Raw genomic sequence first — 19,380 nt, 5'->3', positions numbered from 1 at the left:
ATAGTCGTGAGCTATCGAAGCGGCTATTACCGAAAGAAAAAAACGATCAAAGTCATAAAGTTACCTTCGTGCCGTCCGATAACTCACCGTAACTTCGTGAGGGCTTCCCTTCTTCTTTCCGCATATTTACTGGCCCTCACGGGATGTTCCCGGTGTTAGTCACGTACTGTCAGTCTTACGGAGAAAATATGTCCTTACATGATGTAAAAATACGCACAAAATTAACCCTCGCCTTCGCCTTCTTTGTGATGCTGCTGATCCTGAGCGCCGGGCTCTCGTTATTGAGCCTGAGCAGTGCAAATAACAACATCCAGAGCATTGTGGGGGACACCTATCCCACTACGGTAAAAGCTAATCAGCTGATCGAGAACTTTCAGGAGTTTGTGAACGTTCAGCAGCTGCTGCTGTTGGATGAGGATAAGCGCTGGGCAACGCAGTCCGAACAGCGCATGGCGGCCATCAGCGCCACCATCACCACGCTGATTAAATCGCTCGATGGGTCATTAACCGACCCCCAGTCTCGTGCGGTACTGGCACGCATTCAGGAGATTCGTAAGCAGTATCTCGACTCCCGTTTCCGCCTGCTCGCCGCCGTCCAGCAAAACAACCGCAGTGGCGCGATGGACGAGATGATGAACACCACCGTCGGCTTGCAGGATCGCTACAAAAAAGCGGTGCAGGAGCTGATTACTATCCAGAACAACCAGATGAACGCATCGGGCGTCAGCGTTGCCGAAGATTACCAGAGCAACCGTCTGATGCTGATTATCCTCGGGTTAATCTGCATCGCGCTGGCGGTGGTGATTGGCGTGGCGATTGTACGCTCGATTACCGGACCGCTCAGCCAGGCGGTGGCGTTTGCCCGCGCTATCGCCGATGGCGATTTGACCCGCTCGGTGGACAGCCATCATCGCGATGAGACCGGCGTCTTGCTTAACGCGCTGATGGAGATGAAAACGCGTCTGCTGGATATCGTGCAGGAGGTGCAGCACAGCTCGGAAAGCATCTCCAGCGCGGCGTCACAGATTGTTGCCGGCAACCAGGATCTCGCCTCGCGTACCGAGGAGCAGGCCAGTTCGGTAGAGGAAACTGCCGCCTCGATGGAGCAGATCACCGCCACGGTGAAAAACACCTACGACAACACCACCCACGCCACGCGCCTGTCGTCTGAAGCGGCCAGCGGCGTGAAAAGCAACGGCGAGAAGATGGGGCAGGTGACCAGCAAAATGCGCATGATTAACGACACCTCAAACCGGATGTCGGACATCATCAACCTGATCGACGCCATCGCGTTCCAGACCAATATCCTGGCGCTGAACGCCGCGGTAGAGGCAGCACGCGCCGGGGAGCACGGGCGGGGCTTTGCGGTAGTAGCGGGCGAAGTACGTCAGCTGGCGCAGAAGAGTGCGTCGTCCGCCAGCGAGATCCGTAGCCTGATTGAAAACTCTGCCGGCCAGGCCCGTGAAGGGATGGCGCTGGTGGAAGAGGCGGGTGGACTGATCACCGGCATGGTGAAAAACGTCAATGAAATGGACGGTATTCTGAAGGAGATCGCCCAGGCCAGCCGCGAGCAGTCGGACGGCATTGCGCAGATCAACACGGCCATCGGCATGATCGACACCACCACGCAGCAAAACTCGGCGCTGGTCGAGGAGTCGGTGGCCGCCGCGGCATCGTTGCAGGACCAGGCGCATCACCTTAAGGAGATGATCAAAGTCTTCCGCGTGCGCGAAGCGCTGGCCTGACCGGATCCCGGGCCGCTGGCCCGGGTTTCCATCACTCAAGCTGGGTAATGTGCAGCGCCGCGCCGTCGATGATCGCCACGATCTGTTTGAGCTGCGCGGGGCTGACTTCCCCCTGATTTACCTTCAGATCCAACACCGCCTTAAAATTCTCCAGCGCGCGCTTCATCTGCGGATCTTTACGCAGCTGATGCCCCACGCAGCGCGCCCGGACGCGATCCAGAATCTCACCCAGCAGGGCGCTGTGCTCATCCAGCCAGCGCTGTCCCGCCACGGTGATGGCAATCTTTTTGCGACCGTTCTCCTCCTCGCGGATGGTAATCAGCGCCTGATCCTCCAGAAAATCCAGCGTCGGATAGATGACGCCAGGGCTGGGGGTGTAGTTGCCCTGGGTCAGCGCCTCGATCTCTTTGATCAGCTCATAGCCGTGGCTGGCGCCGCGCGTCAGGATATCGAGAACTACCAGCCGCAGTTCGCCGTGACCGAAAAAACGCTGACGGCGAGGGCCGCCGTGGCCGTAGTGCTCGTTTCCGGCAGCGTGATGAGGGGAAGAAGATCGCATTGCATTACTCCATGTCAGATATATCTATTTATATCTAAACTGCTCTCCGTTACAAGATATAGATAACGATTATGTTTATCTCTATGAAATATATGTCGTTTAAATTGGGTGGAAAAGCGCATGCCATGCAGGGCGGCTATATCAAAAAAAGATCTTGCTTTCCTCGTTGATGGCAATCATTATCATTTACACAAAATTTAGATATATCGTAATCTGCTTCTTAACGGTGTTGAAGGCAAAAAAATGACGCAATCCACTACGATTTACCCGCAGCGCGTGCGCAACGATCTGCGTTTTCGCGAGCTTAGCGTGCTGCGCAGCGAGCGCATCAGCGCCGGCTTTCAGCGCGTGGTGTTGGGCGGCGAAGCGCTCGACGGATTTACCTCGCGCGGCTTTGACGATCACACCAAAGTGTTCTTCCCTGAACCCGGCGTGCCGTTCGTACCGCCCACGGTGACGGACGAAGGCATCGTCTGGCCAAACAACGTGCGTCCGGCTTCGCGCGACTACACGCCGCTCTACGACGAGGCGCGTCACGAACTGGCGCTCGACTTCTTTATTCATAACGGCGGCGTGGCGAGCCGGTGGGCGCAGCAGGCGGGCGAGGGCGACAGGCTGACCATCGGCGGGCCGCGCGGCTCGCTGGTGGTGCCGCTGAGCTACGCGTATCAGCTTTACGTTTGCGATGAATCCGGAATGCCGGCGCTGCGTCGCAGGCTGGAAACGCTGCGCGACGCCGGGCAGCACGCGCAGATTGTCGCGATCGTCACCGTCGGTGACGCGGCCTGCCAGGACTATCTCGCGCATCTCGACAATGCGGATATTCACTGGGTAGTGGGCCATCACGAAGCGGCTATCGAGGCGCAGCTGGCGGCGTTAACCCTTCCGGGCGAAGACTACTTCATCTGGATCACCGGGGAAGGCAAAACGGTGAAAAACCTGAGCCGCCGCTTTGAAAGCGAGGCGTTTGACCCGCAGCTGGTACGTGCCGCGGCCTACTGGCACAACAAGTAAATGTCCGGGGCGCGCGTCGCCCCCCTCTCCCTTCGCGTTTTCATACTCCTCACCGTGAACAGGCTCACACATCGATAAGAATATTATATTTCTTCGTTTGGTTTGCGATGGAATAATTTATTCTGGAAACCGCGTGAGCCAGCCGGCTTCGCATGCCGACTATAACGATAACAATCCGCTGAGGAGACGATCTGCTATGCAACAACACGCTGCGACCACCAGCGCCCACAAGCGCGCGCTGATCGCCGGTTCGATCGGCAACTTTATCGAATGGTACGAGTTCGCGGTCTATGGTTTTCTGGCCACCGTTATCGCCAGGAACTTTTTCCGTCTGGAAGGGGAGGGGGAACTCACCAGCCTGATCCTTACATACGCCTCCTTCGCCGTGGCGTTCTTCTTCCGGCCGCTTGGCGCGGTAGTGTTCGGGCGCATGGGGGACAGGATCGGGCGCAAGCCGACGCTGATCGTCGTGCTTGTCTGCATGACGCTCGCCACCGCGGCGATTGGCCTGGTGCCGGTTTACGCCAGTATCGGCGTTGCCGCCCCGCTGATCGTCACCGGCCTTCGTATTCTCCAGGGGCTGTTTGCCGGTGGGGAGTACGGCGGCGCCGTCTCGCTGATGACTGAATTCGCACCGCGCGGCAAGCGCGGTCTGTATGGGGCCTGGCAGTCCTTTACCGTCGCGCTTGGTCTGCTGGCCGGGGCGGGCATTGTGGCGCTGCTGTCGGTGCTGCTCAGCCCGGAGGCGCTCTACGACTGGGGATGGCGCATTCCGTTCTTTATTGCGTTGCCGATGGGGGGCGTGGCGCTCTGGCTGCGGGTGAGCATGGAAGAGACGCCGGGATTTGTGCGTCAGCAGCAGCAAACCGGACACGCCGCACCGGTCAAAGCCAGCACCGGGGCGACCATCAAAAATATCCTCGTGGCGATTGGCCGGGTGATGGTGTGGTCGGCGGCGGGTTATACCTATCTGGTGATCATGCCGACCTACCTGCAATCGGCGCTGCACACCGGATTTAATCAGGCGCTGCTGATCGCAGTGATCTCCAATATCGGGTTTGCGCTGACCATTATCCCGGCAGGGATGCTCAGCGACCGCATCGGGCGGCGCACCGTCATGGTGGTGGCCTCCTGCCTGCTGCTGATCCTCGCCCTGCCGCTGCTGAAAGTGTTGCAGGCGGAGAGCGCCACGCTGGCGATTAAAGCGCTGGTGGTGCTGATTGCCGGTGGGCTGGTGGGTATTCTGGCCGGTCCCGGCCCGGCAATGCTCTCCGAGATGTTCCCGACCCGGGTACGCTACACCGGGCTTGGCCTGGCGTATTCCCTCTCGAATGCGCTGTTCTCCGGCTGCGCCGGGCTGATTATCACCGGCCTGATTAAGCAGACCGGCAACGTCGATATTCCGGCCTGGTACGTGATGACCACGGCCGTTGTCAGCATCGCCGCGCTGATGACGCTAAATAAGAATGACCATCTGAAGGATCTGGAGTAGCAAGCAATAAAAAAGCCCGCGCGAGCGGGCTTTTTTTGAACACGAATTAAGCCCGCTCTTTAGCGGCAAAAAAAAGCCAACGCGTTAACTGCCACATACAAAAAGCGATGTATTTTCTGAAAATTCGCAGTAGCAGAGCGTACACCTCTTACGGCAGACGCATTATTAAGAAACGAAACAGGATCATGAAGATTATGGGAGCGAGCCAGTGAAGCGTCTGGTGCCTGTCCTGTATTGGCTCTTTTCTATCGCCGCTATCTATTTACTCTCTTCATTTAAAGAGGAAGTCTTTATCAATGGTGAGGAGATAAAAAATGCCTGCGTCGCACATCGGGCATTTGTGGTCGATGATACGCGAGATGTAACGGTGCCAATAACAATTATCTTGCTGTTACCCTGGCTGTACGGGCTTAAACGAACCCGGCTGACATCACTGATAATGAATGCAGCACTACTGCTGCTGGTGGTATTTGCGCTGTGGCGGTTCTGGCTTCGCCTGACATTATGCTGAAGCGTAACCCGCGGCACCTTGCGTGCCGCCATGCTGTCGATCAGTTAATGATGGTAATCACCACCCGTCCCAACACCTCGATCTCTTCCAGCGCACAGTCGAAGGCGGTGCCCACGCCGCTGACGCGCACTTTGCGCACCGGGATGCGGATAAGCGAGCGCACGCTGATTTTCCCTTCAATATTTACCAGCCACTCGCCGTCATAGATATCGTCGAAGGTTTTGTCGATTACGTACTGCGCTTTCTCATCCTGCAGGCAGAACGGATCGCCCGGAAGCGGTACGCCCGCGCGGAAAAATACCTTGTCGAATACCGCATAGCCCGCATCAAACAGCTGACCGTCTACCAGCTTACGCCGCGGCAGCCTGAGGATGTCTGACGGCTGGTCGGCGTACTTCTCACCCTTGCCGGTCGCCAGCCACTCCAGCGACACGCCGGTTTCGGCCATGCAGCGCACCACGATATCGGCAGGAAAGCCGCCGCGCTTATAGCGAGAGGAGAGGCTGCTGGCAGCCATATCCAGATGCTGCGCCAGCATCATTTTGGAGGGGAAGCCGTACGCTTCGATGACCCGGTCCAGTACGGACGCACTGTCGCTACTTAAATCAATATTGAAATCAGCCACGTAAACTCCAGAACTCCGCAAAATGCGTATTGCGAATTGACACTTCGCAAAATGCGAATTATTCTGACCTCGTCTTGTTGATTATGCGAATGATGTTGGCTATTACCGAGCGCAACCGAAACGAGGAGTTTGCCTTATGCGTCCTGACATTACAATCACTATCCCTGTCCCCTTTCTGCCGCTGCATGAGTACTGCCGCCTTACCGGTACCGCTATCGGCACCGCACGGGACATGATCCGCGACGGCCGCCTGCCGGTGCGAAACAAAAGCGACAAGCCCCGCGCCCGGGTGGAGGTCAACATGGCCGCGCTCACCGTGGAAGCGCTGAGCGGCTGTGCAATTTCGCTTAACGCGCAATAAACGTCTTACTTTTCGCAATTTACGAATTCCAGGGCGGCTACGGGAGGCGCGATGGCTATCGAAGGCACAGCAGCAACGGTTCCGCTGAGCATTGGTGCCCGTACGGCGGGGTTGAACCACATCGCCGCGCTGCGCGCCCGCCACTGGGACCACAGCGGCTGGGCGCAGGTGACGCGCTTTCTGGACGACATGCGCGATCGCCGCGACCCGGCTTTTCACGATAACCAACGGGCGCTGGCCGCACTGTTTTATCTGGCAAAGATCCCGACTGGTCGACATGCGTTACCGCCTGAGGCGTTAACGCTGCAGGAACAGCAGGCGCTTATCCGGGCCATGAACCATCTTCGCGCCGTGGTGAGCCTGTTTCCTGACCGACTGACCCTGGCGCAATAACACATATCAACACTCATGGCGTAAACCCGCCGGGCCTGCTGTTGCCCCTATTCAGGAGAAGTACCATGCACAACGTTATTACCCACCCTGTGGATGCACCTTACGACGAACCGCTGGCCGGAATGCTGCACCAGACGCGTATGGAGGAGCGCAAGCTCAGCACGCAGGCGCTGGCCACCCGGCTGACGCGGCTGGCTGGCAAAATCAGCCGCGACGGGTTGAACGCCGCCGAAGCGGCAGCCCTGCTGAGCGAGGAAGCGATCCGCTTCGAGCACGCTGCGCAGGAGATCGACTGATGGCCGATGAAATCGATATTGCTCAGCAGTACGAGCAGGAGGCGCGGGAGCGGCATATCCTCCGGGCGCGCTCCCGGCCTGTTCGGCCAACCCGACTCACCTGCGAACGGTGCGACGAACCGATCCCGGCGACGCGGCGCGCCATTCTGCCCGGCGTGACCTGCTGCGTGACCTGCCAGCAGATCGAGGAGCTGAAGCAGAAGCACTACCGGAGCGACCTGTGAGCGAGGTGCTCTACGCCTGGCCGTGGAACGCTCCGCGGCCGGCAATCGCCACGCCGGGGTTGACCGCCGCGCAGGAGCAGCAGCGCAATAAACGCATTGCCGCCCTGCTGGACGCGCGCCGCGAGCTGGATCGCTATCCGACCTGCGTGACGGCGGGCCTGCGCCAGCGCTTTACCTGGCTGGCAGACCAGCGCGGCGCGCCACGGGCGAATACCGCGCTGATCGCGTTTTGCCGACGGGTGCTGCCGCGCCTGGCGCACGTCACCGAACGCTACCGGGCCGGCGGCGTCCAGCAGGTGATTTCCAGCGAGGTATTCGACTACCGTTTTGATGACGCATACCGGCGCTACCTGGCGACGCGGGTGATGGATCTGCTGGCCCGTTTTAACCGCCTGCCGGACCTGACAAAAGCCGATATCGACCTGCTGGGCGGCGACATCGCCAGCCTGATCCGGGGTGAGCTGGACAGCGCGCCCGACGAGGCGAGCAGCGAGCTGAAAACCCTGCACGGCTGGTATCTGCGCGCCGCCCACCTCTGCCAGCAGTTCACCCTCACACCGCCGGGCTGGGAACGCATTACCGGTCGCTACGCCTGTGAGGAGGAGCTTGGCCCGGCCATTATGCGGATGTGCAACGCCCTGTGGTGGCGCGGCCGCCTGCGCCGCATCGCCAGCGCATGGCGGGAACATCTGCAGATCGCGGTCGGCAACGTGAGCCGACGCCGCACCCCTTACGCCAGCAAAAGCTGCCTCAGCGAGTGGCGCGAGCAGAAGCGCCGCACCCGTGAGTTTCTCAAAGGCATGGAGCTGGAAGATGAAGAGGGGAACCGCATCAGCCTGATCGATAAATATGATGCCTCCCAGGCCAACCCGGCGATCCGCCGCTGCGAGCTGATGACCCGCATCCGTGGGTTTGAGGATCTCTGTGCCCGGCAGGGCTACGTGGGTGACTTTTATACCCTGACTGCCCCGTCCGCTTTCCACGCCACCCTGAGCGCCGGCTGCCCGAACCGTCACTGGAACGGTGCCAGCCCCGCCGACACCCAACGCTACTTTGCTTCCCTGTGGGCGCGGATCCGCGCCCGGCTGCATCGCCAGCAGATCCGCCTGTTCGGCATCCGCGTGGCTGAACCGCATCACGATGGTACCCCGCACTGGCATCTGCTGGCGTTTATGCGTCCGGAAGAGGTAGACCAGGTGCGGGCGATCCTGCGCGACTATGCCTGCGAGGCCGATCGTGACGAGTTAACCGATGAACGCGCCCGCAAGGCACGCTTTCACGCCGTTGCTATCGACGCCGATAAAGGGTCGGCCACCGGGTATATCGCCAAGTACATCGCCAAAAACGTTGATGGCTACGCGCTGGAAGGGGAACGCGACCGGGAGAGCGGCGGGCTGCTGAAACAGAGCGCGGCGGCGGTGTCGGCATGGGCGGCGCGCTGGCATATTCGGCAGTTTCAGTTTATCGGCGGGGCGCCGGTCACGGTGTACCGCGAGTTGCGCCGTCTGGTGGATGACCGCGCCGCGCAACGCCTGAGCACCGAGGTGGCATCGATGCAGCAGGCTGCGGATAACGGCGACTGGGCGGGATACGTGACCGCGCAGGGCGGGCCGTTTGTCCGGCGCGATGCGCTGCGGGTACGTCTGTGGTATCAGACCGGCGAGCAGCGTAATCCGTATGGCGAAGCAAAAATGATGGTGCGCGGCGTGTATGACACGGCGCTCGGACGCGAGCAGCCGCTGGTGACGCGCCTGAAAACCTGGAAAATCGTGCCGAAGCGGGCGGATGTCGGAGCAGAGGATAGTACGTGCGCTTGGAGTTCTGTCCCTAACTGTACGGATCCGCATTCCGGATCGGCGCCGGAAACCGCAATCCCGCTGACCCGCCCGGAACGGCGTCGCTTAACGGCCCGGCTCCGTTTGCCGAAGAGGCGCAGGCCCGCGTTTGTGCCCGGGCGGGCGGATGAGCGCGACGCGATCCGGCGGATCGTGACCGATATCCACATCGTCACCGGCGAAACCGTTTCTGACGGCCAGGCTTACGCCCTGTTGAAAGGGGCCACGGCGCACATCAACGGCGTGTGGTGTCGCGGGGCATACCGCGGCGAACTCTTCGGAATATCACCCTGTGCACGGCGGCAAACCGCGGCCCAGCGGCACCGTGCGGCTCAGGACATACTCGCCCGATTTGCGGCGATCCGGCTGCAAAAGTGACCGCAAACGTGACGCGATCTGACGGTGAATATTCTTTTATTATCAGCAGGATAAAAAAATGAAAGATTGGTTCGTTTACACGTTTTCAAATAACCCCTGGCGTGATACTGTATATGTATACAGTGCTTTTGGTGGTAGGGGAGGTCACGTGGATCAGGGGTTGAAAGAGCAGGTGATGTTAGAGCGGGTCGAGTTAATTGCCCGTCTTACGTCGGAAGGGGCCAGCCAGGAGAGGGACAGAGAGATCGCATTGAATTTGATTGCAGAGCTGGCCAGCGGGCAGATGATGACCGACGGCAACTACAGCGTGACGTTCTCCGTTACCCCCACGACCAAAAAATAGCGCTGCAACGCAGGTACGCCGGCTGCCAGTATCGTGCTCTGCCCGTGTGCCTTCACCCTACGCTTGCCCGGCCACCCGTGTGCCGCCACCGAACATGTCACACCGTTTTGCCCGCCCTCTCCGGCGGGCTTTTTTTTGCCTGCGATCCGCGGTGTTGTGTCGCCCGCGGGCCATCTGCCTTGCATAGCCGCCCAGGCCGCGCTGCGGGAAAATAGCCTCAGGCCCTGCGGTGACGCGGGCTTGCGACGCGGCTTCTCAGCGCTGCGCCTGTTTTCACTGACCGTAACGAGGAGCGACACCGATGAACATTATCGCCAGACAGGGGGACACGCTCGATGTGATTTGCGATCGCTACTATGGCCGCACCCAGGGCGTGGTCGAACGGGCGCTGGCGGCCAATCCAGGGCTCGCCTCGCTTGGGGTCGTTCTGCCGCACGGCACGGTTGTCGAACTGCCCGAGGTACCAGCCTCACCCACCCGGGAGACCATCAACCTATGGGACTGACCGGAGAGAAAATCAGTTCGTTTATTGCCTACTGGCTGAGCGCTGGCCTGGCGTTTTTTGGAGCGATGACGCCGCAGGATTTTGCCGCCTGGTTCGGCGTGCTGGGGGTGTTCTGCACCGTCGGGGTGAACTGGTACTACCGCCGCAAAAGCTATCTGCTGCTCAAGTCCGGCGGTGACGAGGTGTTCCGTGAACTCACTCGCTAAAACCTGCAGCCTGGCGACGGTGCTGGGGCTGGCGCTGCTGGTGCCCGATTTCCGGCTGCTGCACACCTCCCGTGCCGGACTGGCGCTGATTGCCGATCTGGAGGGGTGCCGGCTTCGTCCCTACCAGTGCAGCGCCGGGGTCTGGACCTCGGGCATCGGCCATACCGCTGGCGTGGTCCCTGGCCGCACCATTACCGAGCGCGAGGCCGCCGCCAATCTGGTCAGCGACGTGCTGAACGTGGAGCGCCGTCTCGCGGTGTGCCTGCCAACAGCGATGCCTGACCCGGTCTACGACGCGGCGGTGAGCTTCGCCTTCAACGTGGGCACCGGCGCGGCCTGCCGCTCGACCTTCGCCACCTTTATCCGGCGTGGCGAGTGGCAGCAGGCGTGCGCTCAGCTGACGCGCTGGGTGTACGTCAACGGCGTGGTCAGCAACGGGCTGAAGCAGCGTCGCGCCCGGGAACAGGCTTACTGCCTGAAGGGGGCATGATGCGCGCGCTGCTTGCCCTGCTCGCACTGCTGGTTGCCGCCGCCGCGTGGCTGGGTCACGAGAACCGTCAGCTTGCCCGATCGCTCGACGCCGCCCACCGCGCAGCGGAAACCCAGCAGCAGACCATCGGCTCGCTGCACGCCCGCCTCGCCGCGGAACGAACGCAGAGCCGTAACAATGAACGCGCCCAGCTCGCCCTGCGCCAGCGGCTTGATGCCGCCGGAACGCTGGCGACCCGCCGGGAGCAGACCCTCACGAGGCTACTTCATGAAAATGCCGCCCTTCGCCGCTGGTATGGCGCTGAGCTGCCTGATGCTGTGCGTGAGCTGCACCAGCGCCCCGGTTACGCCAACGCCGGTGATTATCTCCAGCGCCTGTCCGCGGGTGACGCTCTGCCCGATGCCGGGCAGCGATCCGCACACTAACGGCGATCTGAGCGCCGATATCCGCCAGCTTGAGCACGCGCTGATCGCCTGCGCGTTACAGGTTGAAACCGTTAAACATTGCCAGGACGAACTCGATGCTAAAACCCACTAGCCTGCGCCAGGCGCTGGTCGCGGCGCTGCCCGCGCTGCACGACAACCCGGAGCATTTACGCCTCACCACCGGCAGCGGGCGCATTGTCTCGACGCTTGCCGCCTCGCTCTCCTTTGAAGCGCACTACCCGTTGACCCTCACGCTTGCCCCGTTCAGCGGCGCACTGGAGGAGGTGATAACGCCGCTGCTGGCCTGGCTGCGGGTCAACCAGCCGGACGTTATGAGCCGCGCCGCAGAGCAGCCCGGCGGCATCGGCTGGCAGCTGACGACCGCCGATGACGGCAGCCAGCGGCTGGAGATCCAGCTGACGTTAAGCGAACGCGCCATTGTCAGCCAGCAGGAGGGCAGCCTGCACACCGTCTGGGTGCCGGAGCCGCAAGAGCCCGCCCCGGTGACCCGTCCGGTAGAACTCTGGATGAAAGATGAGCTGGTGAGCCGCCCGTCGTCGCCGGACGAGGGCTGAACAGGCGCTGCGCCGCTGCATTTACCCGTTCGCCCGTGACGGCTCGTTGTGTGGGCCGCCTGCGGGCCGGATGAAATGGTCGCTGACCTCCATTTATCGCATCCTGAACCTATGAACACATACGCATCGATTCATGACATAGCACGCGCACTGCGCAACCTGATCCGCACCGGCGTGATCGTGGAAACCGACCTTACCGCCGGGCGCTGCCGGGTACAGACCGGTGGGATCACCACCGGCTGGCTGCAGTGGCTGACCCAGCGCGCCGGACGCTCACGCAGCTGGTGGGCGCCTTCGGTTGGCGAGCAGGTGATGCTGCTGGCGGTCGGCGGCGAGCTGGAGACCGCGTTTATCCTGCCGGGCATTTTTTCCGACGCGCATCCCGCGCCATCGGCCTCGGCGGACGGCTGGCAGGTGACGTTTCCCGATGGCGCCACGCTCGCCTATGAACCCGATACCGGCGCGCTTCAGGTCGCCGGGATCAAAACCGCAGACGTTACCGCGGCAGAGTCCATCACCGCCACGGTGCCGGTAGTCCGTGTGACAGCCGACACCCGCATCACCCTGGACTCGCCGGAGGTGGTCTGTACCAACCGGCTGATTACCGGCTCAATCGAGGTGCAACGAGGAGGAACCATGACGGGCACTATCACCCACAGCGGCGGCGCGCTGACCTCAAACGGCGTGCAGCTGGACAGCCACACCCACGGCAGCGTGCAGCGCGGTGGTAGCTGGACGGAGGGCACCCGATGACGGCGCGCTATACCGGCATGGACCGTACCCGCGGCGCGGCGCTGGTGGATGAGGCGCACGTCAGCCAGAGCGTGCGCGACATCCTGATGACGCCGGTTGGTACGCGCGTGATGCGGCGCGAGTACGGCTCGCTGCTGTCGGCGCTGCTCGACCAGCCGCAGAACCCGGCCCTGCGTCTGCAGATCATGTCGGCGTGCTACATGGCGCTGCTGAAGTGGGAGCCGCGCATCACGCTCACCGCCCTGAACTTTGAGACCCGTTTTAACGGCGAAATGATCGTGGAACTTACCGGTCAGCTCACCGATACCGCGGGCGACATATCGTTAACCATTCCACTGAGCTGAGACTATGCCGACCATTGACCTGAACCAGCTCCCCGCCCCGGATGTGGTCGAGGAGCTCGATTTTGAAACCATTCTCGCTGAGCGCAAGGCGACGCTTGTCTCGCTCTATCCCGAGGCGGAGCAGGCGGCCATCGCCCGCACCCTGACGCTGGAGTCCGAGCCGCTGGTAAAACTGCTTGAGGAGAACGCCTATCGCGAAGTGATGTGGCGTCAGCGCGTCAACGAGGCGGCGCGAGCGGTGATGCTGCCCTACGCCGCCGGCAGCGACCTCGACGTGCTGGCCGCGAACAACAACACCGCGCGGTTGGTCATTACTCCCGCCAACGACAACGCCATCCCGCCGGTTCCGGCGGTGATGGAGTCGGACAGCGATTTTCGTCTGCGTACCCAGCAGGCGTTTGAAGGGCTGAGCGTCGCAGGGCCAACCGGCGCCTACGAGTACCACGGGCGCAGCGCGGACGGCCGCGTCAGCGATATCTCGGTGGAAAGCCCCAGCCCGGCCAGCGTCACCATTACCGTGCTGTCGCGGGAGAACGAGGGGAAAGCCGATGCCGATCTGCTGGCGGTGGTCGAGCGCGCGCTGAACGCCGAGTCGGTGCGCCCGGTGGGCGATCGGGTCACGGTGCAGGCGGCGGAGATTGTGCCCTATACCGTCACCGCCACGCTGTTCTTCTATCCGGGGCCGGAAGCCGGGCCGGTGCGCGATGCCGCTGCGCAGAAACTGCAGCGCTACGTCACCGCCCAGCATCGTCTCGGGCGCGATATCCGCCTCTCCGCCCTCTATGCCGCACTGCATGTGGAAGGGGTACAGCGCGTCGAGCTGAGCGAACCCCGGGCGGATATTCCGCTGGGTAAGCATCAGGCCTCCTGGTGTACCGGCTACACGCTGCTGGATGGGGGCGCGGATGAGTGACGACCGCCTGTTACCGCCTGGCTCCTCGGCATTAGAGGTGGCCGCCGCCCGGGCTGCGGCGGAGATTGCGCGCGTCCCTGTTCTGTTACGCACCCTGTGGAACCCGGCCCTGTGCCCGGCCCGGCTGCTGCCCTATCTGGCCTGGGCGCTCTCCGTAGACCGCTGGGACGAGAGCTGGCCGGAGGCCACCCGGCGCAGCGTCATCGCCTCGGCGTTCTATATCCACAAGCACAAAGGCACCATCAGCGCGCTGCGCCGGGTCGTTGAGCCGCTCGGGTTCCTGATTGAGATCCGCGAGTGGTGGGAGCGCAATGAACAGCCCGGCACCTTCCGACTGGTGGTTGGGGTGCAGGATAACGGCATCACCGAAGCGATGTTTCAGGAGCTGGAGCGACTGATTGAGGACGCGAAGCCCGCCAGCCGCCACCTGGTTGGGCTGTCGATCAGCCTGAGCACTAACGGCGCCTTCTTTGTCGGCGCTAACAGCTACGGCGGCGATGCGTTAACGATTTACCCCTATGTGCCTGAAAGCATCACCGTGAGCGGGGGCTTCTACCCGGCTCAGGCGATTCATCTTGTTGACAACATGAGAGTAACTGCATGACCGCGAAATATTTTGCCATTCTGACCAATCAGGGAGCCGCCCGGCTGGCAAATGCCACCGCGCTCGGCACAAAGCTGAACCTGACGCAGCTTGCCGTCGGCGATGCCAACGGCGTTCTGCCGATGCCCAACCCGGCGCAGACCGCGCTGATCCACGAGCAACGCCGCGCGCCGCTCAACCTTATCGAGGTGGATCCGCAAAATCCGGGGCAGATCATCGTCGAGCAGATTATCCCGGAGGACGAGGGCGGATTCTGGATCCGCGAAATCGGTCTTTATGACGACGAGGGGCTGCTGGTCGCGGTGGCCAACTGCCCGGAAACCTACAAACCGAAGCTCCAGGAGGGGAGCGGGCGCACCCAGACTATCCGCATGGTGCTGATTGTTTCCAGCACCGAGGCGGTGACCCTGAAGATCGACCCGTCGGTAGTGCTGGCGACGCGTAAATACGTTGACGATAAGGTTATTGAGGTAAAGGCGTATGCTAACAGCCTGCTGAAAAAGCACGTCGACGCCGCGAACCCACACACCCAGTACCCGCTGATCGCCAATGCGCTAAAAGAGATGGCCGACGCCGGGCTGGTAAGCGAGGTTCTTAAAAACCTTGGTTTGGGGGAGTTAGCGAGCGTTGGAGTTAATTATGGCCGCACAGGAACGAACGGATATATTCGTCTCCCTATGTTAGTTAACGGAACGGTAAATAATGTAATTTTGCAATGGGGGGCGGGTTCGCCTGTTGATGGAAAGTCGATTGTGACTTTCCCTTTAGCGTTCTCGGAGAAACCCTACTATGTAGGTTTTACAAACCGGCAATCGCAATATCCTAGCGTTATGCAATCTCAGGTTATTGATGATTCAACTTTAAATAATACAGGTTTCATAACCAGGCAAATGTTCCTTACATCTGGTGGTTCTACCATAAACAATGGAAGCAGTGCGTTTTATTGGTTTGCATTAGGTAGAGTGTAATATTATCAATTAACAAAAGTGACTAATTATTTTTATGTAACTGCATATGAAATCCACTATAGGGAATAGAATGCGTGAGCGAACTTGGAAAAAGATCACCATCAAAATTGGTATCTTTTAATGGCTAAAAATTCAGAGTGAAAGCTTTTATAACCAATAAGCCAGCCTACCAGGCTGGCTTAGATTAACGGGTTTAAGGAATCATATCTTCCGACTGACCAAAATATGAATTACCGCAGCTTACGGTCGTGTGGGCCAATTTATTTCTGGCGCGCTGGAAATGTCTACCATCTCCAGCACGTCCAGATAATCGAGCCAGCCGTTAAAGTCTGTTTTCTCATCTTCGCTTAATCGACCGAGTGCAAGGCGTGATGGCCATTGCTGTTCATTGATAAAGGCGTTAGCGTAGCTGCGCAAGCTGGCCTTAGTCTGCTCAGCTTCTTTTACCGCAGCAGTCATTAACGCTGCGCTATCTGTTACCCACTCGCTACCATTCCAGACATCAAAACGTGTCGCTGGCGCGGAGGTGGTGGTACCGGCGGAATATTCGCCCGGATGAGTAATTTCTTGCGGCTCACCTGTTTCGGTGCTGTATACCGTCTGTCCACGATAATCTGGAAGATATTCCCATGCAGAGTTATCAGCTAAGCGGCAAGCAACCGTTCCGTCAGATCTCTGCTCTGGCATTTGTATGCAGGACTTCGCGGGTATGCCTACACCGACTGCGAGGTATTCAACACATGAAGATTGATATTCGCGTGTGATTTCATGGAAGTTATATACAGTGACATTCCCTGCTTGCACCGCGATCAATCCACTATCAAATTTTGCCTCAGTCATTATGCGGCCCTCACTATGTAATTAAACGCGATGTTACGCGGCCTGGTTTCATTGCCAAATAAACCATTCCCATATTTTGCATAGTATGTCTGCAAGGAGCTTGTGGATGTAGGGTTCGAATTATATATATCAGTCCCATCCGGGTAGTATGTGAGAATATCTATTTGATCTTTAAAAACAGCCGTCATTTTACCATTGGGGCTGGGTGAGGCCCCAGGGCCAGCAGCGGTTGGTAAATAATGAAGATGATCGATAGACATATGCACTTGTTGGCCTAATAAACTACGCCCTACATCCACCCCCCGCCCATCATCCCAGCCACGAATAAATTCCCCGCGCAGATCCGGTAATATCCCGCTGGGGTAGACTGCTGCCAGTTTCGGATAACGGGTTTTATCAAATGCCGCGCCGTTATATTTCAACCACCCCGCAGGCGGCGTGGCCGACGGCCAGGGTACCGGCACCCCCACGGGCAGTGCCGACCCTTCCCCCAAACCAAGGTTTTTAAGAACCGCTGTTTTCAGCCAGGTTACCTCCTTTCCCCCACCCGTGGCATGCTTACGTCTTTTTCGGAAGGGGAATTGCTATGCTGATCGGCTATGTCAGGGTGTCAACAAATGACCAGAACACGGCTTTGCAACGCCAGGCGCTGGAGTGCGCAGGATGTGAGCTGATTTTCGAGGATAAAATTAGCGGTAAGACCGCCGACCGTCCTGGGTTAAAGAAGCTGTTACGTATGCTCAGTGAGGGCGATACCCTGATGGTGTGGAAGCTGGACCGGCTCGGGCGCAGTATGCGCCACCTGGTGACCCTGATTGAAGAGCTGCGGGTGCGCGGCATCAATTTCCGCAGCCTCACCGACAGCATCGATACCAGCACTCCGATGGGCCGCTTCTTCTTTCACGTGATGGGGGCGCTGGCGGAAATGGAGCGCGAGCTGATCGTCGAACGCACCCGTGCCGGGCTCACGGCAGCGCGCGCCGAGGGGCGGATTGGCGGGCGGCGCCCGAAGCTGACCGAGGCGCAGTGGGCGCAGGCGGGGCGACTGCTGGCCGCCGGCGAGTCGCGCCAGCACGTGGCGATCCTGTTCGATGTGGGGCTTTCCACGCTGTACCGCAAATTTCCGGCGGGCGTATCGGCGGCCCCCGTTGTGCCATCCCTTTCCCAACCCTGACAAATAGCGCCCGGCGGCGCCAGACGTGAAAATGGACTCACCCCTTAACGATGGAGTGAACCGGATGAGTGATTTTCACCACGGCGTCCAGGTCGTCGAAATTAACGACGGCACGCGCGTCATTTCAACTGTCTCAACGGCAATTATCGGTATGGTCTGTACGGCCAACGATGCTGACGCGGCGACTTTCCCCCTTAACCAGCCCGTGCTGATTACCAACGTGCAGAGCGCGATTGGCAAAGCGGGCAAAAAAGGCACCCTCGGTGCGGCGCTGCAGGCGATTGCCGACCAGTCCAAACCCGTCACCGTGGTGGTGCGCGTGGAAGAGGGCAGCGATGAAGATGCGGAGACGGCGTTCGCCCAGACCGTTTCAAACGTCATCGGCACTACCGATGCCAGCGGCAACTACACCGGCCTGAAAGCGCTGCTGACCGCCGAAGCGGTAACCGGCGTGAAGCCGCGTATCCTCGGCGTACCGGGCCTTGATACCCAGGAAGTGGCGACCGCGCTGGCCTCGGTGTGCCAGAAGCTGCGCGCGTTCGGCTACATCAGCGCATGGGGCTGCAAAACCGTCTCTGAGGCTACGGCCTACCGCGCTAACTTCAGCCAGCGTGAGCTGATGGTGATCTGGCCGGACTTCCTCGCCTGGGACACCGTCAACAGCACCAGCGCGACCGCGTTTGCCACCGCCCGCGCCCTGGGCCTGCGCGCCGCGATCGACCAGTCCACCGGCTGGCACAAGACCCTGTCTAACGTCGGCGTTAACGGCGTGACCGGTATCAGCGCCTCGGTGTTCTGGGATCTGCAGGAGTCCGGCACCGATGCCGATCTGCTCAACGAAGCGGGCGTCACCACGCTTATCCGCAAGGACGGCTTCCGCTTCTGGGGCAACCGCACCTGTTCTGACGATCCGCTGTTCCTGTTTGAGAACTACACCCGTACCGCGCAGGTTATCGCCGACACCATGGCCGATGCGCACATGTGGGCAGTCGACAAGCCGGTTACCGCCACGCTTATCCGCGACATCATCGACGGCATCAACGCGAAATTCCGCGAGCTGAAGTCCAACGGCTATCTCATCGACGCCCAGTGCTGGTTCGATGAGAGCGCCAACGACGAAGCGACGCTCAAGGCCGGCAAGCTGGTCATTGATTACGACTACACGCCAGTGCCGCCGCTGGAAAACCTGACCCTGCGCCAGCGCATTACCGACAAGTACCTGGCAAACCTGGTCACCTCGGTCAACAACAGCTAAGGAGGCTGACCCATGGCATTACCGCGCAAGCTTAAATACATGAACCTGTTTCTGGATGGCACCAGCTATCTGGGCGTAGTGAAAGCGGTCACGCTGCCGAAGCTGACCCGCAAACTGGAGAACTACCGCGGGGGCGGCATGAACGGCGTCGCACCCGTCGATCTGGGTCTGGACGATGACGCGCTCTCCACCGAGTGGACGCTGGGCGGCTTTCCGGACGAGGCGATCTGGTCGCTGTACGGCGCGGTAAGCGCTGACGCGGTGCCGGTACGCTTTGCTGGCTCCTACCAGCGCGACGATACCGGCGAGATCGTGCCGGTAGAAGTGGTGATGCGTGGCCGTCTGAAGGAGATCGATGCCGGTGAAGCGAAGCCGGGTGAAGATACCGAGGCGAAAATCGCTGCGGTCTGCACCTACTACAAGCTGACCATCAACGGCAAAGCGCTGGTCGAGATCGACACCGTCAACATGGTGGAGATTATCAACGGCGTGGATCGTCTGGCACAGCACCGCCGCAACATCGGGCTGTAATCGTTAACCGGCCAGATGCTG

General features: G+C 60.2%; 28 protein-coding genes. 24 read left to right on the top strand and 4 right to left on the bottom strand.

What is annotated here, in order from left to right:
- Positions 1 to 188: 188 nt before the first annotated feature.
- Positions 189 to 1,745 carry a methyl-accepting chemotaxis protein gene (locus DW58_RS03440; protein WP_024548786.1) on the top strand — a complete coding sequence of 519 codons (1,557 nt, stop codon included), beginning with the start codon at positions 189 to 191 and terminating at the stop codon, positions 1,743 to 1,745.
- A gap of 31 nt (positions 1,746 to 1,776) precedes the next feature.
- Here DW58_RS03440 and DW58_RS03435 read toward each other — a convergent pair whose 3' ends face one another.
- Positions 1,777 to 2,304 (bottom strand): PadR family transcriptional regulator, encoded by a 528-nt coding sequence (locus DW58_RS03435; RefSeq protein ID WP_024548785.1) that lies wholly within the window; start codon positions 2,302 to 2,304, stop codon positions 1,777 to 1,779.
- A gap of 243 nt (positions 2,305 to 2,547) precedes the next feature.
- Here DW58_RS03435 and DW58_RS03430 point away from each other — a divergent pair, with 243 nt between their 5' ends.
- The 3 genes from DW58_RS03430 to DW58_RS03420 all read left to right on the top strand — a co-directional run bounded on the left by DW58_RS03430 (position 2,548) and on the right by DW58_RS03420 (position 5,321).
- A complete protein-coding gene (locus DW58_RS03430) occupies positions 2,548 to 3,318 on the top strand; it encodes a siderophore-interacting protein (RefSeq protein ID WP_024548784.1) in 771 nt (256 codons plus the stop codon).
- 196 nt (positions 3,319 to 3,514) lie between these two features.
- Positions 3,515 to 4,810: an MFS transporter gene (locus DW58_RS03425; protein WP_024548783.1), complete on the top strand. Its 1,296-nt coding sequence runs from the start codon at positions 3,515 to 3,517 to the stop codon at positions 4,808 to 4,810.
- Between the two features lie 208 nt (positions 4,811 to 5,018).
- The gene (locus tag DW58_RS03420) at positions 5,019 to 5,321 is read left to right on the top strand and encodes a DUF2645 family protein (RefSeq protein ID WP_024548782.1); all 303 of its coding nucleotides are present in this window, start codon (positions 5,019 to 5,021) and stop codon (positions 5,319 to 5,321) included.
- Positions 5,322 to 5,361: 40 nt separating this feature from the next.
- On the opposite strand, the gene DW58_RS03415 is transcribed toward DW58_RS03420, so the two are convergent.
- Complete coding sequence (locus DW58_RS03415) at positions 5,362 to 5,946, bottom strand: phage repressor protein CI (protein ID WP_024548781.1); 585 nt, start codon at positions 5,944 to 5,946, stop codon at positions 5,362 to 5,364.
- 136 nt (positions 5,947 to 6,082) lie between these two features.
- Between DW58_RS03415 and DW58_RS03410 the strand changes: the two genes are divergently transcribed.
- The 17 genes from DW58_RS03410 to DW58_RS21315 all read left to right on the top strand — a co-directional run bounded on the left by DW58_RS03410 (position 6,083) and on the right by DW58_RS21315 (position 15,559).
- The gene (locus DW58_RS03410) at positions 6,083 to 6,307 is read left to right on the top strand and encodes a hypothetical protein (RefSeq protein WP_024548780.1); all 225 of its coding nucleotides are present in this window, start codon (positions 6,083 to 6,085) and stop codon (positions 6,305 to 6,307) included.
- Between the two features lie 51 nt (positions 6,308 to 6,358).
- Positions 6,359 to 6,700 (top strand): DUF5347 domain-containing protein, encoded by a 342-nt coding sequence (locus tag DW58_RS03405; RefSeq protein WP_024548779.1) that lies wholly within the window; start codon positions 6,359 to 6,361, stop codon positions 6,698 to 6,700.
- A gap of 65 nt (positions 6,701 to 6,765) precedes the next feature.
- Positions 6,766 to 6,996 carry a DUF2732 family protein gene (locus tag DW58_RS03400; protein WP_024548778.1) on the top strand — a complete coding sequence of 77 codons (231 nt, stop codon included), beginning with the start codon at positions 6,766 to 6,768 and terminating at the stop codon, positions 6,994 to 6,996.
- A complete protein-coding gene (locus DW58_RS03395; protein ID WP_024548777.1) occupies positions 6,996 to 7,220 on the top strand; it encodes a TraR/DksA family transcriptional regulator in 225 nt (74 codons plus the stop codon). The genes DW58_RS03400 and DW58_RS03395 overlap by 1 nt, the downstream gene beginning before the upstream one ends.
- Positions 7,217 to 9,433 carry a replication endonuclease gene (locus DW58_RS03390; protein ID WP_024562358.1) on the top strand — a complete coding sequence of 739 codons (2,217 nt, stop codon included), beginning with the start codon at positions 7,217 to 7,219 and terminating at the stop codon, positions 9,431 to 9,433. The genes DW58_RS03395 and DW58_RS03390 overlap by 4 nt, the downstream gene beginning before the upstream one ends.
- A gap of 58 nt (positions 9,434 to 9,491) precedes the next feature.
- A complete protein-coding gene (locus DW58_RS21325) occupies positions 9,492 to 9,776 on the top strand; it encodes a hypothetical protein (RefSeq protein WP_051195553.1) in 285 nt (94 codons plus the stop codon).
- Between the two features lie 301 nt (positions 9,777 to 10,077).
- The gene (locus DW58_RS03380) at positions 10,078 to 10,281 is read left to right on the top strand and encodes a tail protein X (RefSeq protein ID WP_024549817.1); all 204 of its coding nucleotides are present in this window, start codon (positions 10,078 to 10,080) and stop codon (positions 10,279 to 10,281) included.
- Entirely contained in the window at positions 10,272 to 10,487 is a 216-nt protein-coding gene (locus DW58_RS03375; RefSeq protein WP_024549816.1) for an HP1 family phage holin, read from the top strand. The genes DW58_RS03380 and DW58_RS03375 overlap by 10 nt, the downstream gene beginning before the upstream one ends.
- A complete protein-coding gene (locus DW58_RS03370; RefSeq protein ID WP_024549815.1) occupies positions 10,471 to 10,977 on the top strand; it encodes a lysozyme in 507 nt (168 codons plus the stop codon). The genes DW58_RS03375 and DW58_RS03370 overlap by 17 nt, the downstream gene beginning before the upstream one ends.
- Positions 10,977 to 11,402: an Rz-like lysis system protein LysB gene (lysB, locus tag DW58_RS03365; protein ID WP_024549814.1), complete on the top strand. Its 426-nt coding sequence runs from the start codon at positions 10,977 to 10,979 to the stop codon at positions 11,400 to 11,402. Before DW58_RS03370 ends, lysB begins: the two co-directional genes overlap by 1 nt.
- Complete coding sequence (lysC, locus tag DW58_RS21320; protein ID WP_152525662.1) at positions 11,299 to 11,514, top strand: Rz1-like lysis system protein LysC; 216 nt, start codon at positions 11,299 to 11,301, stop codon at positions 11,512 to 11,514. The genes lysB and lysC overlap by 104 nt, the downstream gene beginning before the upstream one ends.
- The gene (locus DW58_RS03355) at positions 11,498 to 11,977 is read left to right on the top strand and encodes a phage tail protein (RefSeq protein ID WP_024549812.1); all 480 of its coding nucleotides are present in this window, start codon (positions 11,498 to 11,500) and stop codon (positions 11,975 to 11,977) included. The genes lysC and DW58_RS03355 overlap by 17 nt, the downstream gene beginning before the upstream one ends.
- A 111-nt stretch (positions 11,978 to 12,088) precedes the next feature.
- On the top strand, positions 12,089 to 12,730 hold the full coding sequence (locus DW58_RS03350) for a phage baseplate assembly protein V (RefSeq protein WP_024549811.1): 642 nt from the start codon (positions 12,089 to 12,091) through the stop codon (positions 12,728 to 12,730).
- On the top strand, positions 12,727 to 13,074 hold the full coding sequence (locus tag DW58_RS03345) for a GPW/gp25 family protein (protein WP_024549810.1): 348 nt from the start codon (positions 12,727 to 12,729) through the stop codon (positions 13,072 to 13,074). Before DW58_RS03350 ends, DW58_RS03345 begins: the two co-directional genes overlap by 4 nt.
- A gap of 4 nt (positions 13,075 to 13,078) precedes the next feature.
- On the top strand, positions 13,079 to 13,987 hold the full coding sequence (locus DW58_RS03340; RefSeq protein ID WP_024549809.1) for a baseplate assembly protein: 909 nt from the start codon (positions 13,079 to 13,081) through the stop codon (positions 13,985 to 13,987).
- On the top strand, positions 13,980 to 14,591 hold the full coding sequence (locus DW58_RS03335) for a phage tail protein I (RefSeq protein WP_029592428.1): 612 nt from the start codon (positions 13,980 to 13,982) through the stop codon (positions 14,589 to 14,591). The genes DW58_RS03340 and DW58_RS03335 overlap by 8 nt, the downstream gene beginning before the upstream one ends.
- Complete coding sequence (locus DW58_RS21315) at positions 14,588 to 15,559, top strand: phage tail protein (RefSeq protein ID WP_029592426.1); 972 nt, start codon at positions 14,588 to 14,590, stop codon at positions 15,557 to 15,559. The genes DW58_RS03335 and DW58_RS21315 overlap by 4 nt, the downstream gene beginning before the upstream one ends.
- 240 nt (positions 15,560 to 15,799) lie before the next feature.
- Here the strand turns inward: DW58_RS21315 and DW58_RS03325 are convergent, their stop codons facing one another.
- Both DW58_RS03325 and DW58_RS19860 read right to left on the bottom strand, forming a co-directional pair.
- Positions 15,800 to 16,399, bottom strand: coding sequence for a tail fiber assembly protein (locus DW58_RS03325; RefSeq protein WP_029696689.1), 600 nt, complete (start codon positions 16,397 to 16,399; stop codon positions 15,800 to 15,802).
- Positions 16,399 to 16,821 (bottom strand): phage tail protein, encoded by a 423-nt coding sequence (locus DW58_RS19860; RefSeq protein ID WP_235810692.1) that lies wholly within the window; start codon positions 16,819 to 16,821, stop codon positions 16,399 to 16,401. The genes DW58_RS03325 and DW58_RS19860 overlap by 1 nt, the downstream gene beginning before the upstream one ends.
- 164 nt (positions 16,822 to 16,985) lie before the next feature.
- Here DW58_RS19860 and DW58_RS03320 point away from each other — a divergent pair, with 164 nt between their 5' ends.
- The 3 genes from DW58_RS03320 to DW58_RS03310 all read left to right on the top strand — a co-directional run bounded on the left by DW58_RS03320 (position 16,986) and on the right by DW58_RS03310 (position 19,359).
- Positions 16,986 to 17,573: a recombinase family protein gene (locus tag DW58_RS03320; protein ID WP_051195552.1), complete on the top strand. Its 588-nt coding sequence runs from the start codon at positions 16,986 to 16,988 to the stop codon at positions 17,571 to 17,573.
- A gap of 64 nt (positions 17,574 to 17,637) precedes the next feature.
- The gene (locus DW58_RS03315) at positions 17,638 to 18,828 is read left to right on the top strand and encodes a phage tail sheath protein (RefSeq protein WP_024550765.1); all 1,191 of its coding nucleotides are present in this window, start codon (positions 17,638 to 17,640) and stop codon (positions 18,826 to 18,828) included.
- Positions 18,829 to 18,840: 12 nt separating this feature from the next.
- The gene (locus DW58_RS03310; RefSeq protein ID WP_024550766.1) at positions 18,841 to 19,359 is read left to right on the top strand and encodes a phage major tail tube protein; all 519 of its coding nucleotides are present in this window, start codon (positions 18,841 to 18,843) and stop codon (positions 19,357 to 19,359) included.
- Positions 19,360 to 19,380: the final 21 nt, after the last annotated feature.

The organism is Siccibacter turicensis LMG 23730 (assembly GCF_000463155.2).
GTDB lineage: Bacteria > Pseudomonadota > Gammaproteobacteria > Enterobacterales > Enterobacteriaceae > Siccibacter > Siccibacter turicensis.
This window is presented reverse-complemented; position numbering and strand designations above follow the sequence as displayed.

Bases quoted from the DNA above. Each gene is read 5' to 3' on its own strand.
- DW58_RS03440 (WP_024548786.1), top strand. From the start codon at position 189: ATGTCCTTACATGATGTAAAAATACGCACAAAATTAACCCTCGCCTTC.
- DW58_RS03435 (WP_024548785.1), bottom strand. From the start codon at position 2,304: ATGCGATCTTCTTCCCCTCATCACGCTGCCGGAAACGAGCACTACGGC.
- DW58_RS03430 (WP_024548784.1), top strand. From the start codon at position 2,548: ATGACGCAATCCACTACGATTTACCCGCAGCGCGTGCGCAACGATCTG.
- DW58_RS03425 (WP_024548783.1), top strand. From the start codon at position 3,515: ATGCAACAACACGCTGCGACCACCAGCGCCCACAAGCGCGCGCTGATC.
- DW58_RS03410 (WP_024548780.1), top strand. From the start codon at position 6,083: ATGCGTCCTGACATTACAATCACTATCCCTGTCCCCTTTCTGCCGCTG.
- DW58_RS03405 (WP_024548779.1), top strand. From the start codon at position 6,359: ATGGCTATCGAAGGCACAGCAGCAACGGTTCCGCTGAGCATTGGTGCC.
- DW58_RS03400 (WP_024548778.1), top strand. From the start codon at position 6,766: ATGCACAACGTTATTACCCACCCTGTGGATGCACCTTACGACGAACCG.
- DW58_RS03395 (WP_024548777.1), top strand. From the start codon at position 6,996: ATGGCCGATGAAATCGATATTGCTCAGCAGTACGAGCAGGAGGCGCGG.
- DW58_RS21325 (WP_051195553.1), top strand. From the start codon at position 9,492: ATGAAAGATTGGTTCGTTTACACGTTTTCAAATAACCCCTGGCGTGAT.
- DW58_RS03380 (WP_024549817.1), top strand. From the start codon at position 10,078: ATGAACATTATCGCCAGACAGGGGGACACGCTCGATGTGATTTGCGAT.
- DW58_RS03375 (WP_024549816.1), top strand. From the start codon at position 10,272: ATGGGACTGACCGGAGAGAAAATCAGTTCGTTTATTGCCTACTGGCTG.
- lysB (WP_024549814.1), top strand. From the start codon at position 10,977: ATGCGCGCGCTGCTTGCCCTGCTCGCACTGCTGGTTGCCGCCGCCGCG.
- DW58_RS03355 (WP_024549812.1), top strand. From the start codon at position 11,498: ATGCTAAAACCCACTAGCCTGCGCCAGGCGCTGGTCGCGGCGCTGCCC.
- DW58_RS03350 (WP_024549811.1), top strand. From the start codon at position 12,089: ATGAACACATACGCATCGATTCATGACATAGCACGCGCACTGCGCAAC.
- DW58_RS03345 (WP_024549810.1), top strand. From the start codon at position 12,727: ATGACGGCGCGCTATACCGGCATGGACCGTACCCGCGGCGCGGCGCTG.
- DW58_RS03340 (WP_024549809.1), top strand. From the start codon at position 13,079: ATGCCGACCATTGACCTGAACCAGCTCCCCGCCCCGGATGTGGTCGAG.
- DW58_RS03335 (WP_029592428.1), top strand. From the start codon at position 13,980: ATGAGTGACGACCGCCTGTTACCGCCTGGCTCCTCGGCATTAGAGGTG.
- DW58_RS21315 (WP_029592426.1), top strand. From the start codon at position 14,588: ATGACCGCGAAATATTTTGCCATTCTGACCAATCAGGGAGCCGCCCGG.
- DW58_RS03325 (WP_029696689.1), bottom strand. From the start codon at position 16,399: ATGACTGAGGCAAAATTTGATAGTGGATTGATCGCGGTGCAAGCAGGG.
- DW58_RS03320 (WP_051195552.1), top strand. From the start codon at position 16,986: ATGCTGATCGGCTATGTCAGGGTGTCAACAAATGACCAGAACACGGCT.
- DW58_RS03315 (WP_024550765.1), top strand. From the start codon at position 17,638: ATGAGTGATTTTCACCACGGCGTCCAGGTCGTCGAAATTAACGACGGC.
- DW58_RS03310 (WP_024550766.1), top strand. From the start codon at position 18,841: ATGGCATTACCGCGCAAGCTTAAATACATGAACCTGTTTCTGGATGGC.